Here is a 13681-nt window from a genome sequence, read left to right as displayed (position 1 = left end):
TTACAACCCCTTGTTGAGATAAAGTCCAAGAGCGGCCAAAATGGCACCTACCGCCCAAAAAGTAATGACAACTCGCCATTCCGACCAGCCACTCAGTTCAAAATGATGATGAATCGGGCTCATTTTGAATACACGTTTGCCACGAGTTTTGAATGATACCACTTGAATAATGACGGACAGGATTTCGATGACGAAAATACCGCCAATGATGACAAAAAGAAGTTCTGTCTTCGTCACAATGGCGACGGCACCAATCGCACCACCAATTCCGAGTGAACCTGTATCTCCCATAAACACTTTGGCCGGATGTGCGTTATATACCAGGAATCCAAGTACCGCACCAATCATCGCCGCCGCACATACTGCTGCTGGCATGGATGTTGCCTGCATCGCCACAATGGCAAATGCCCCAAATGCGATGGCGCTCACGCCGGATAGTAAGCCGTCCAAACCATCGGTAAAGTTAACTGCATTCGTGATGGCAAGCATCATAAATACCACAAACGGATAGTAGAACCATCCCGTCCAGTCGAAGGAGACTGATGTACCCGGAATCGATATGGCTGTACTGTGTCCATTCTGGATCAGCAAGTAGCACATCACTGCACTGAAGAATAATTGGCCAATCATCTTCTGTCTAGCCGTCAGCCCCAGTGAACGTTTGAATACAATCTTGATGTAGTCATCCAGGAAACCGATCAGACCGAAGCCGAGTGTAGCCACCAGCAGGACGTAAAAGTCCGTATTTTTGACCGCTGAAAATTTCAAAAAGGCCAATGTGAACGCGAGTAAAATAACTACTCCGCCCATTGTAGGCGTTCCGCTTTTTTTCAGATGGCTCTGTGGCCCATCTTCCCGAACCTGCTGTCCGAACTTCATTCGACGCAGCAATGGAATCAAGAGCGGTGCAGCAATCACCGCCAAAATAAATGAAACACCGATTGTTAACAGTAATACCTGGAAATCCATGGGTTCACCCCTCTAGTCTACTCTATTCTGTAATGGAGCTATTTTTAGCGCTTCGACCACATCCTCAAGCTTCATGCCACGGGAGGCCTTAAATAAGACAACGTCTCTGGATTGGAGATTCTCCAGTAGATATCGGGTCAATTCTTCCTTGCTCTCAAAAGTGTGTACGGCTTCTGCTGGCATGTTTTGTCTTGCTCCTTCTGCAATACTCGCAGATAAAGGGCCATAAGCCAGCACCATATTCATTTTGTCGGGTGTGATATATTCACCGATTCCCCGATGGAGTTCATGCTCCTGAGGCCCCAGTTCCAGCATATCACCGAGCACGGCTACTTTGATCCGATACCCCTTGAGGCCCTCCAGCACATCCACAGCGGCTTTCATGGAGGTTGGACTAGCGTTGTAAGCATCGTTAAGCATGGTCAAACCACTGACGCCGTTAATAATCTCGATGCGCATGCCGGTTAATTTCAGACGTGACAGTCCTGCTATAATCTGTTCAGCAGCCACTCCAAAATGACGGGCAACCGCTAATGCAGCAAGACAGTTGACCACATTATGTGTTCCCAATAACGGGAGTGTAAGAGCACCCTCTCCAGACTGCTTGGTGGTAAACGCGACCCCACTCTGTACATTCATAATTCCAGTTGGATAATCATCGTTATCTGTCTGCAAGCCAAATGTATACCGCTGAAGTCCTTCAGGCAGCTTCGTTACTGGCTCTGCCAGAACCTTCTCAATTAACGGTTCGTCGCCGTTGTATACCAGCAATCCACCTGGTTTCATACCAGCAGCAATTTCAACTTTTGCCCGAGCAATCTCCAATCGAGATCCCAGTTGAAGGAGATGGGATTCTCCAATATTCGTGATGATTGCGACATCCGGCTGAGCAATTAAAGATAATTCTTCAATCTCCCCTCGGCCGCTCATACCCATCTCCAGAATGACGATCTCAGTGTCCGGTTCCATGCTAAGTACGGTAAGTGGCAAACCAATATGGTTATTGAAGTTGCCTTGGGTCTTATGCACTTTGAACGTTGTAGAGAGAATAGCATCCACAATGTCCTTTGTTGTTGTTTTACCATTGCTACCTGTAATGCCTACAACGGAGGCCTTGTTTTCTCTTAAATAGGAGGACGCAAGCTTCTGCAATGCAACCAGGGTATCCTCCACAATAATCACCGCACCTTGAGGTGCAATTCCGTGATCCTTTTGCCATAATGCCCCGGCAGCGCCCTTCTCTACACAGGTTTGCACAAATTCGTGTCCGTCAAACCTTTCGCCAACAAGCGGGATAAAGAGACTGCCTTGAACTGGCTTACGCGAATCTGTAAATACACCCTCAACACCAACATCACCATAAGCAGCAACGTCAGTTAGTGTTCCTCCACACATCTCGGCCAATTGTGCCAATGTTCTTTTTATCAATTGGATTTGCCCCTTATCGCTTCTTTCGCTATGATCCGATCGTCAAAGTCCGTCTTGGTTGTGCCGATAATTTGATAGGTCTCATGCCCCTTACCCGCAATCAATACTACATCGGCAGGGCTTGCCATTTCAATAGCTTCATGAATCGCCTGGCGCCGATCCACAATCATCGTATAACGGTCAGGTTGAATGGCATCTTCAATCAGGCCTTGTTCAATATCCTTGAGGATCAGATCGGGATCTTCTGTCCGCGGATTATCGGAAGTGACAAATACGATATCACTGTACTTCGCTGCAATTTTACCCATTAGAGGCCGCTTCGTACGATCTCGGTCACCACCACATCCAAATACACAGATCACACGGCCTTCAGCAAATTCCTTCACCGTCCGCAATACGTTCTCCAGACCATCTGGGGTATGAGCGTAGTCAACAATAACAGCAAAAGACTGCCCTTCATCAACAGCCTCAACACGTCCATCTACGCCGGGTACCGTCTCCAAGCTTCGTTTGATCTCCTCCAGCGGAATGCCTTCAACCAGAGCAGCAGCGATGGCAGCCATTGCGTTATACACATTGAATTTGCCTACCATGCGTAAACGAATATCGGTGCTGCCTCTGAATGTATCTACATGGAAAGAAGTACCTTGCGAGGTAATTGAAATTTGGGATGCGCGTACATCCGCATTTTCCTCCATGCCGTATGTAATGACTTCAGCTGCAGTTACAGATATAAAATAGGCTGCAGCTGGATCATCTGCATTGATCACTGCAAATTTGCGCTTGGAAGCATCTGCGGTATATCCGTTACCCAACCGTGCAAAAAACAGTCCTTTGGCTCCGCGATATTCCTCCATGGAATGATGGTAATCCAGATGATCCTGCGTCAGATTGGTAAATACAGCCGTGCGGAATTCCGTCCCCTTTACCCGACCTTGCTCCAAAGCGTGGGAGGAAACTTCCATAACACAACAGTCCGTGCCAGCTTGAACCATATCATTCAGACTGCGCTGCAGATCAAGTGCTTCCGGTGTAGTGCCTGACATCGGGTACGTGCGCCCGTCATAGCGCATTTGAATGGTCCCGATTAATCCTGTTTTTTGACCAAAGTCACTCATGATTTTTTCAATTAAATAGGTAGTTGTTGTTTTTCCGTTAGTTCCCGTTACACCAATCATATTCATCTTGCGGCTTGGCGAGTCAAAAAAGGAATCCGCCAGTACAGCCATAGCGAAACGGCTGTCTTTTACCAGCAACTGCGGAACAGGCAGATCCAGCTCTCGTTCCACAACCAGAGCAACAGCTCCAGTGTTTACAGCCTTCTCAGCATAGTCATGTCCGTCAACCGTATGCCCTGGAAGACAGATAAACAGATCTCCCGGTTGTACCTGGCGAGAATCTGTCTGTAGGTTTTGACATTCTGTATTTGGTTCGCCAATGACACGGGCGGTTGTCAGCAATGATGAAAGTTGTTTTAAAAGCACATGAATAACCTCACTTTTCCAAGTTTACTTCAATTTCAACAGTTCTCTGTAATCATTAATATCGTCAACACAGCCAATTAATGAAACGCAACTCAGTGCATTTTGTTGCGGTGGGGATCAAGAGCCCCATCAGGGCTCTTGTCCTTCCTCCTTGGTATGATCATGAATATCATTCAGAACATCACCCATATAGATCCGTATAGTAGAACCCTGATCAACCCGTGCCCCTGGCTTTGGAGCCTGGTTAATGACATATTTCCCACTGCCGGATTTGGCCAGCATAAAGTTCATATTCAGATCCTCATACAGGTCTTCGACCGTGGCTCCTGTCAGATCGGGAACCGTCACGATTTTCGTTTCTCCATACTTGTATTCTTTGGCTACCTGATCCTTCCGAACCGGAACATTCATATAATGCAGTGCATCCTCTAGAATGTTCTGTACGATCGGTGCGGCAACCACGCCGCCGAACTGAATTCCTTTCGGGTTATCCACCGCAGTATACACAACAATCTGCGGATCATCCGCCGGAGCAAAACCGATAAAGGATACAATATGCTCGGTAGAGGAATAACGTCCATTGATTACCTTCTGCGCTGTACCCGTTTTGCCGCCAACCCGATATCCATCAATAAACGCCGGACGTCCCGTACCCTTGGCAACGACACTCTCAAGTGCTTCTCGTACTTGCTTGGATGTATCTTCCGAGATGACTTGACGAACCAGTTCCGGCTTGGCCTCTTCCATCACTTCACCCGTTTCAGGATGAACCCAAGCCTTTGTAACATATGGCTTGTATAGTTTACCACCATTAATAGCTGCTGACACAGCCGCTACCTGCTGAATCGGCGTAACGGATACCCCTTGGCCAAAAGCAGTGGTCGCAAGCTCCACAGGTCCGACCCGTGACAACTTGAACAGAATTCCGCTGGCCTCACCACTCAGATCGATACCTGTTTTGGTGCCGAATCCGAAGTCTTTAATATAGGAGAACAATGATTCTTTGCCCAGTCTCTGACCTAGTGCAACAAATCCAGGGTTGCAGGAGTTCTCCACGACTTGCAGGAAGGTCTGACTTCCATGACCGCCCTTTTTCCAGCACCGCAGGCGAGCGCCTCCCACTTCAACAAATCCGGGATCATAGAACTGATCCTGCGTCAGATTTACTTTTTTCTCTTCAAGTGCTGCTGCGAGTGTAATGATTTTAAACGTTGAACCTGGTTCATACGTCATCCAGATCGGCAAATTCCGATTGTACACATCGGCCGGATATTGCTGATAATCCGCTGGTTCGTATCCGGGTCTACTGGCCATGCCAAGGATTTCACCCGTCTTAGGGTTCATTGCAATGGCAAGCGCCGAGTTGGCCTGGAACTTGACCATAGCCTGATCCAGCTCGCGTTCCATGATGGACTGAATCGATTTATCAATAGTCAGCTTGAGGTTCAGACCATCCTTCGGTTCCACATACTTCTCAGATGAGCCCGGCATTAGCCTTCCGGCCGCATCGGACAAGTAGGACACACTGCCATTCAAACCGTTCAGCTTATCATCATACTTTTTCTCTACACCCGTTAAGCCCTGATTATCAATGCCCGTAAAACCAAGAATATGAGCCGCCAGGTCGTCATAAGGATAGAAGCGTTTATTATCCTCAGCAACAACGATACCCGGAAGCTTCAAATCACGGATGTGCTGAGCTTTCTCCATCGTAATTTTGCGGCCACCGGGTTGTAGTCGTACAATTAGTTCTCTTTTCTTGATGGTTGCCAGCACTTTCTCTTCGGTCATCCCCAGCAAAGGAGCCAGTGCCCTTGCTGTTGTCTCCGCTTCCTTCACCTGAGCAGGAATCGCCATAATGGTTGGTGTGGTTATATTGTAGGCGAGAGAGGTTCCATTACGATCCAGAATCTCTCCCCGTTTGGCTGAATACGGAATATTCCGCCGCCAGGACTCTTCTGCCTTCGCAGATAGTTCCGGTCCTTTTCCTAACTGTACATAAGCAAGCCTGATCACCAAGGCTGAGAATAACAGAACTAAAATCACTAAACTCCATAACAGCCTGCGCCGCAGATTTACGCTTGACCCCTTCACGAAAAGATCCCCCCACTCGTCCCAAAATCATGATTGTGTTCAATTCATGAATATTCAGGACAACCGGGGGTTAGAACAAGCTGTCTGTGATCTCTATGGAAGTGAAGCCCCATCCGATGTGTTATCAGACGATTTTGTCTCATTTGAAGGTGGATTTGTAGTATCCGTCTTGCCCGTTTTTTCGGTGTTCCCTACTCCATCTGCTGCTCCTTGAATGTCAGTCTCGTTCCCTAATGCTGGATCAGAAGACTCGGGAGCTTCATCTGCTATACCGGTAACTGCCGCTTTGGCCGTTTGCAGCACAAGCTCAACCGTTCTCTGTTCGCCTGCCACCTGCTCCGTTTGCTTCACCACGTATCCTTCACCTTTGACTGTCACGCCCACTTTCATGAGGGAGAGCACTTCAAGTGCGTCCCGGAGAGATTCGCCAGTCAGATCAGGGATCTTCATCTTGCTGCTCTCTTCGGTCAACAGATAGATTCGTTGGCCAGGATTCATGGCTGCACCCGCCACAGGATACTGGCGAATGACATTTTCACCCTGACCAAGCGTCTCATAGGCAATTCCTGCGTTCAAAAGTTGGCTTCTGGCCTGCTTGGCAGTCTTACCTGACAGATCAGGAGCTTTAGCTTGAACGACCGGCGTTGTTTTTGACTTTTTGTCAGTGGTCTTCACTGTATCTTTGGGAACTCCCATGTACTGAAGAGTCTGGCTCACAATCTTCTTGAAGACCGGAGCAGCTGCAGTACCTCCACCAATATTGGAACCATCAGGCTGGTCAATCACAATCAACATCGCGATTTTGGGATTATTTACAGGTGCAAATCCGATAAACGAAACGACGTCTTTGGATTTGCTGTATTCCCCATTTACGACTTTTCTAGCAGTTCCCGTTTTACCTGCCACCCGGTATCCTTCGATATAAGCATTGCGCCCTGTACCGATCGTTTGGTCGGCTACAACCTGTTCCAGATACCCGCTTACAAGTTTGGAAGACTCCTTGGAAATGACCTGACGAACAACCTTCGGCTTGATCACTTCGGATGTACCGTCATTCGGGTTAATAATTTCCTTTACCAGATGCGGTTCCATAAGTTTGCCGCCGTTGGCAATGGCCGAAATGGCTGCTACCTGTTGAATTGGCGTTACCTGTACAAGACCATGACCGTAAGCTGCTGTGGCAATTTCCGATTTATAAACCAGCGGCTTGATTGGTGAAGCCGATTCACTCGGCAGATCAATGCCCGTCTTTTTACCAAAACCGAATTGGTCTATGTAATGACGCAAACGTTCACCACCAAGCATGTTATAGCCGAGATTAACAAACGCAATGTTACTTGAACGTTTGACACCTTCCAAGTAGGAAATCTGGCCATAGGCGTGACCGTTATCACTGATTGGATAGCCACCGATATATACTCGCTTGGATTCAAACGTAGCATTCGGATCAAACAGCTTCTCTTCAACCGCACCCGCCAGCGTAACAATTTTAAAAGTAGACCCTGGTTCATAGATGGATTGTATCGCATGGTTGATAAAATTTTTCTGATCCGGCGTTTCAGCATACGTATTAGGATTAAAGGTCGGCCAATTGGCCATTCCTAAGATTTCCATGGTGTTAGGATCTGCTGCAATGACAGTCATGCTCAGTGGATTGTACTGGGCTACCGCTTCTTTCATTGCATCTTCGATGTAGTACTGAATTGTATCATCAATCGTCAGCTTTAAGTTGCTTCCATTCTGGGGTGGAAGGTAGCTGTCCTGGGAATCAGGCAGCTTGTACCCTTTGGCATCCTTCTGGTAGTTCAGATAACCATCTGTACCTGTAAGCTGTTCATCATAGGAGACTTCAAGTCCATTAACAGCCTTGCCATCACGACTCATGTATCCCAGCAAATGAGAGGCGAGCGTTTCTTCAGGATAATATCGCTTCGACTCTTGTGTCATGACAATCGCGTTTTTAGCCTTGTAGTCATCCTGCAGTTTTTCGCGAAATTCGTCTACCTTAGCAGCGAGTTCAGGGCTAATTTTATACCCTTCACTGCGTACTTCACGTTGTTGAAAGAATGTCCCATCTTCCTTTTTAGCTGTTACAAGTGCTCGCATTTCACTCTCGCTTTTACCCAATAAACTAGATAATTTGTCAGTAACCACATCTTCAATCCCAAGTTGATTAATCATCTCCGGGTTTACAGATACTGTGTATGCAGGCGCATCCGTCGCCAAAATGTTACCATTGCGATCTGTGATGGTCCCTCGACTGGCCTTGATGGTTTGTTCACGTTCGACCAAACCAGCTGCTCGCTCCTGCCAAATACCGCCATTAACAACCTGAATAAAAAAGATGCGGGTTATCAATACAAGAAAAAAGAGGGTAATACATCCCCCTATAAGCAGCGTGCGCATCTTTATTCTTTTTACCATCGGTACACCTCTTTTGCTTCAGCACTTTGTAAGAATTGATACAAAATGTTCTACTTATTTGCTGTATCTGAGGACGATTCAGTACCTGTCGAGTTCGTTGTACTTGTTGACCGAGGTACAAAAATGACATCCTTGCCGGAAGCCTCCACGTAACCAAGTTTGCGAGCATTCTCGATGACCAGATTGTTTAGTTTTTCTTTTTCCACTTGCAGATCTGCAATCGTTTTCTCTGCTTCTCTCACGTCAGACAACGTCGTCTGGGCCTGCTTGTTCAGATCATAGATGTGAGCGTAACGCGACATCATAACACCACCCACGACAATGACTGCAACCAGAGTAATCAGATACAAAAATTTTTCGCGTGCCGGAAGACCGGTACGACGGGTCACCACTTTCGTGGTTTCCTTGTACCGCTGCTGGGTCACACGTTCTTGGGACGCTTTTTCTTTCACTGCCAGATTACCACGTGTATATGCCATACTCCGACTCTCTCCTCCGCTCTTGATTTACAGTTTCTCGGCTACGCGCAGCTTTGCTGAACGAGCACGGGAGTTTTCGGCCAGTTCCGTTTCCGTTGGAATCAGCGGCTTTCTGTTCACTAAACGCATGGCACCCTTACCGCCGCAAACACACAACGGAAAATCGGGAGGGCATGTACATTTCTCCAGATAACTGCTAAATATCTGTTTGCAAATTCGGTCCTCAAGTGAGTGAAAAGTAATAACAGATACACGTCCGCCTGGTGCCAAGCACCGAACGGCCTGATGTAACGCTTCTTCGAACGCGCCCAACTCATCATTAACGGCAATGCGCAATGCCTGAAAACTGCGTTTTGCAGGATGTCCTCCTGTACGACGAGCCGCCGCCGGAATCCCCTCCTTGATTAACTCCACCAGTTCACCAGTCGTCTCAATTGTGGACTGCTTTCTTTTTTCAACAATGACACGAGCAATTCTTCTAGAGAATTTCTCCTCACCATAGCGATACAAAATACGGGCAATCTCCTCTTCCGGCCATTCGTTAACAATCTCTTTGGCGGTAAGGGATGCATCCTGATCCATACGCATATCCAACGGTGCATCGTGATTGTAGCTAAATCCACGTTCTCCTTCGTCGAATTGCGGTGATGATACCCCCAGATCGTACAAAATACCATCTACCTGCGGCACGCCATCTTTCATCGGTACATCCAGTTCTTTCAGTACCTGTTCCAGATCACGAAAATTGGTTTTCACCAATGTAATCCGCTCTCCATATGGAGCCAATTTTTCACGTGCGTTATCCAAAGCCCAATCATCCTGATCCAGTGCGATCAGACGTCCCCCTGGACCGAGCTTGGATGCAATCACGGAGCTATGTCCGCCACCGCCTAAAGTGCAGTCCACGTATATACCGTCCTGCTTGATGTTTAAACCCTCTGTTGCCTCTTCTTTGAGTACGGTTATGTGGTGAAACAACCTGCACCCCTCCTGACTTTATAGATCAAAATTAAAATCGACCAGCTTTTCGGCAATGTCGTTGAATGCTTCTTCGGATTGATTGAAATAACTCTCCCATATGCCTTTGCTCCAAATCTCCACCCGGTTCGACACGCCAAGAACAACGCAATCCTTGTCCAGCTTGGCATACTCTCTAAGATTGCCCGGCAAATTTACCCTGCCCTGTTTGTCCAATTCACATTCGGTGGCACCCGAGAAAAAAAAACGGGTAAACGCACGTGCATCAGATTTCATCAATGGCAGTGCTTTGAGCTTCTGTTCCATGACCCCCCACTCCTCCATGGGGTACACGAAAAGACACTGGTCCAAACCCCGTGTGACAACGAAAGACGGTCCCAGAGATTCGCGGAATTTAGCCGGAATAATAACCCGACCCTTGTCATCAATGCTATGTTGGAACTCCCCCATAAACATTGGCCCACTCACTCCTCACCCGTTTCTCCCACTTTGCCCCACTTTCCACCACCTAAGCATAATAGATTCGCACAAAAAAATCAAAACCCTTCTTACGAGCTTTAATTTTTTATTTTCCCAACCGCAAAAAAAACGTCTTTGATCCTGTCACTCAGGATCAAAGACGTTTCCCGTTTACGGGCAAGCGCACGTACACCCGCATATGAGCCATATCATTAATAAACCATTTTAAACCCTTTGAAGCACTTAATCAGCTTGTAATTAATGGATGCCTCTTAGAATTTCCAGCTGTCCAGATATTTTTCCTGCTCAGCGGACAAAGAGTCGATGGCAATATTCAAGCTTTCTAGTTTGTAGCTGGCAACCTGTTGGTCGATGTCATAAGGTACATTAACAACGGTTTTACCCAATTCGGCATAGTTCTCGCTAACATAACGGAGACCCAGCGCTTGCAATGCAAACGTTGTATCCATAATCTCGGCAGGGTGTCCATCGGCAGCACCCAGGTTTACGAGACGTCCTTCAGCAAGCAAATACATCTTACGGCCATCTTTGAAGCGATATTCTTCAATGTTGCGGCGTACGGTACGAATCGAATCGGAACGTTTAGCAAGTTCAGGTTTGTTAACTTCTACGTCAAAGTGACCCGCATTACTCAGGATTGCTCCATCCTTCATCACATCGTAGTGCTCTCCAGTGATTACGTCTTTATTGCCGGTAACAGCGATGAAGAAATCACCCAATTTTGCTGCTTCCACCATCGTCATGACCCGGAATCCGTCCATATGTGCTTCTACGGCTTTAATAGGATCAATTTCCGTTACGATAACATTTGCTCCGAGCCCTTTGGCACGCATCGCTACACCTTTACCACACCATCCATAACCTGCTACAACTACGTTCTTTCCTGCAACAACCAGATTGGTTGTACGGATGATACCATCAAAAGCAGACTGACCTGTACCGTAACGGTTATCAAACAGGTACTTGCAATAAGCGTCATTGACTGCAACCATTGGGAAACGCAATTGACCTTCTTTCGCCAAAGCTTTCAGACGAATGATGCCCGTTGTCGTTTCCTCTGCTCCGCCACGAATTGTGGCAGCTAGATCAGGACGTTCAGATGCAATAATAGTGGCAAAGTCTCCACCGTCGTCAATGATCAGATCAGGTTTTACTTCAAGTGCACGGAGCTGCAGTTCTTTGAACTCAACCGGATCCGGATTATGTTTGGCATACACCGTAACGCCGTCTTCCACCAGAGCAGCACAAACATCGTCCTGTGTTGACAATGGGTTGCTATGTGTAATTGTCACTTCTGCACCACCAGCCTGAATGACTTTCGCCAGATAAGCTGTTTTGGCTTCAAGGTGAAGGCAAATGGCTACCTTCAAACCTTTAAACGGAAGATCCTGTTCAAATTGGCTACGTATACGGTTCAACACCGGCATATGTGCTTCTACCCAATCAATTTTCAGATGACCTTCTGAAGCGAGTCCCATATCTTTAACAATACTGTTTTGCAATGCAGGGGTAGTCATTCCTCATCCTCCTCAACTATCTATTCCTTCTATTATAAAAGGTCACTACAACGTGATCACTTGGTGTTGTCCGCGGAATTCATTCTGACTTTCAATCAGTTGTTCAATCCACTCGGTTCCATAACGGTTAAGGTAAAAGAGTACATTATGTACTCGTTCCTGCGGTTTGTTCATGGGAAAGAGTGAGTTATGCATCCCGTTCCAGTGCCTAAGACTCACATTGTGTTTATCTTTGATGGCTTTGTGGGTCTGTTGTTGCAGATACTGCATCTGTTCGCTGATCTTGCCTACATTGGTATCTCCAATTCGGTCCAAACCAGGGTGGATCTCTGCGATCTGATCAAGTAATGGACGATATAGATCGGCAAATGCTTGTTGAATGCGCTCGAACTGTTCATCGACCTGGAAGGTCTCCTGTTGTGCCAGCCACTGTTCCTTCTTTTCTTCCATATGATATTGAACGTCCTGGAAAGAAAGACCGTACTGCTTCATATGTTTGTGATGAACATCTTCCATAATGGTAAAGGACAGACGTGGAAGCAAGATTGGCATCTGCAACCCAAACCGGGCAAACGCTTCACGTGTCAATCCCCAGTACGCGATCTCACCTTGACCTAAGATAACAGCCGCTACAGGTAAAATGGAATCTTGCATCAATGGCCGGGTCAATACATTGTTGCTAAACCGCTCGGGATGTTCACCCAGTTCCTGAAGCAGTCGCTCTTCTGTAAATGAAACCAGACCTTTACGGTCGCCATACAAGCCGTCTTTCAACATCAGAAGCAACCGCGCCCCTTCATGTATGTAAAACAGATTGGCCCCATCTTCCGCGACTTCAGCTGGCATGGCATATCCGGCTTGTTCCAACGCGGAGGCACCTTGTGCATATGCTTGGCGTAATGTCCCATTTTCACGAATCAAACGATCAAATACAGGCTGCTCAAGCCTGCGTAAGTCTGGATCTGCGGCATCCATCAAAACAAGTCCACTGCTGCCGAATAACGCTGAGATTAAACGGGCAAACGCATCACTCAAGTTTGAACTCGACTGATGAATCTCCGTAACCAACTTCATTAATCCTGGTTTGTGCACCGTATCCGGTAACAGATGTTCCACCTGCTCCAGCACAGTCATCCATTGTTCCGTTTCCACACGGACATAACTCACGGAATCCCTGCCTGCAAACCGCCCTTGTAACTTGATCTTCTTCATGTCCCCGCTGGCGTCAGGCAAGTATGTGTGGTTCACTTCATCCCAGTCATGGTCTTCTCCTGCAATCCAAAAAACGGGAACGACTGGCCGTTGTAGCCTGTTCTCCGCTTCCCGCGCAGCTGCAACCACACTTGCTGCTTTGTAAATTACAAACAACGGACCTGTAAGCAGGCCGCTTTGCTGTCCTCCCGTTACAACCAACGCATCTTGTTCCGCGAGACGTGTGATGGATTCATGAACAGCACCATGATCGTTCACCCGTTTATTATATATACGTAGATACTCTGCCAGACGTTGACGAGGAATACGAGTGTTCTCCGATTGGTCTAGCCACTCGGCACGCGTATGAAGCCCCGATTCCCAGCGAATGTCATACTCGTAAAGGCCACGCGCAGCATCCCTTGAACAGACATAGTCTTCTGCAAGTCGAGTTCCGCTGCGGAGTGCCTCGGTAATACCTTTCATGAGGTCTGCCTCCTATTCTGCTTCAAAGAGCCTTTCTTGATTGTACCGAATGAGAGCCCTCTTCGTCAAAAGAAAGTGCATCAAAAAATAAAAAACCGCCGAACAAAGTTGGCGGTTTGATATTCATGGATAAGTCCAAATGAAATTTGTA

10 protein-coding genes are annotated in these 13681 nt (G+C 47.2%); all 10 read right to left on the bottom strand.

Going from position 1 to position 13681, the window contains the following annotated elements; genetic code table 11:
- The 10 genes from mraY to bshC all read right to left on the bottom strand — a co-directional run bounded on the left by mraY (window position 1) and on the right by bshC (window position 13530).
- The gene (gene mraY, locus DC345_RS15375; protein ID WP_063566988.1) at window positions 1–969 is read right to left on the bottom strand and encodes a phospho-N-acetylmuramoyl-pentapeptide-transferase; all 969 of its coding nucleotides are present in this window, start codon (window positions 967–969) and stop codon (window positions 1–3) included.
- 12 nt (window positions 970–981) lie between these two features.
- Entirely contained in the window at window positions 982–2394 is a 1413-nt protein-coding gene (locus DC345_RS15370) for a UDP-N-acetylmuramoyl-tripeptide--D-alanyl-D-alanine ligase (protein WP_113054047.1), read from the bottom strand.
- Window positions 2394–3881, bottom strand: a complete 1488-nt coding sequence (locus DC345_RS15365; RefSeq protein ID WP_113053848.1) for a UDP-N-acetylmuramoyl-L-alanyl-D-glutamate--2,6-diaminopimelate ligase — start codon at window positions 3879–3881, stop codon at window positions 2394–2396. Before DC345_RS15365 ends, DC345_RS15370 begins: the two co-directional genes overlap by 1 nt.
- Window positions 3882–4010: 129 nt before the next feature.
- The gene (locus DC345_RS15360; protein WP_053781224.1) at window positions 4011–5975 is read right to left on the bottom strand and encodes a stage V sporulation protein D; all 1965 of its coding nucleotides are present in this window, start codon (window positions 5973–5975) and stop codon (window positions 4011–4013) included.
- Window positions 5976–6068: 93 nt separating this feature from the next.
- A complete protein-coding gene (locus DC345_RS15355; RefSeq protein WP_113053847.1) occupies window positions 6069–8399 on the bottom strand; it encodes a penicillin-binding transpeptidase domain-containing protein in 2331 nt (776 codons plus the stop codon).
- A 50-nt stretch (window positions 8400–8449) separates the two neighbouring features.
- Window positions 8450–8878: a hypothetical protein gene (locus tag DC345_RS15350; RefSeq protein ID WP_113053846.1), complete on the bottom strand. Its 429-nt coding sequence runs from the start codon at window positions 8876–8878 to the stop codon at window positions 8450–8452.
- Between the two features lie 27 nt (window positions 8879–8905).
- Window positions 8906–9856 carry a 16S rRNA (cytosine(1402)-N(4))-methyltransferase RsmH gene (gene rsmH / locus DC345_RS15345; RefSeq protein WP_113053845.1) on the bottom strand — a complete coding sequence of 317 codons (951 nt, stop codon included), beginning with the start codon at window positions 9854–9856 and terminating at the stop codon, window positions 8906–8908.
- Between the two features lie 18 nt (window positions 9857–9874).
- Entirely contained in the window at window positions 9875–10312 is a 438-nt protein-coding gene (gene mraZ / locus DC345_RS15340) for a division/cell wall cluster transcriptional repressor MraZ (RefSeq protein ID WP_017687291.1), read from the bottom strand.
- Window positions 10313–10587: 275 nt separating this feature from the next.
- Window positions 10588–11853: an adenosylhomocysteinase gene (locus DC345_RS15335; RefSeq protein WP_113053844.1), complete on the bottom strand. Its 1266-nt coding sequence runs from the start codon at window positions 11851–11853 to the stop codon at window positions 10588–10590.
- Between the two features lie 45 nt (window positions 11854–11898).
- Window positions 11899–13530: a bacillithiol biosynthesis cysteine-adding enzyme BshC gene (gene bshC / locus DC345_RS15330; RefSeq protein WP_113053843.1), complete on the bottom strand. Its 1632-nt coding sequence runs from the start codon at window positions 13528–13530 to the stop codon at window positions 11899–11901.
- Between the last annotated feature and the right edge of the window lie 151 nt (window positions 13531–13681).

Source organism: Paenibacillus taichungensis, from assembly GCF_003287275.1.
Taxonomy (GTDB): domain Bacteria; phylum Bacillota; class Bacilli; order Paenibacillales; family Paenibacillaceae; genus Paenibacillus; species Paenibacillus taichungensis_A.
The sequence above is the reverse complement of the archived record's forward strand: the minus strand, read 5'-3'. Positions and strand labels throughout refer to the sequence as shown.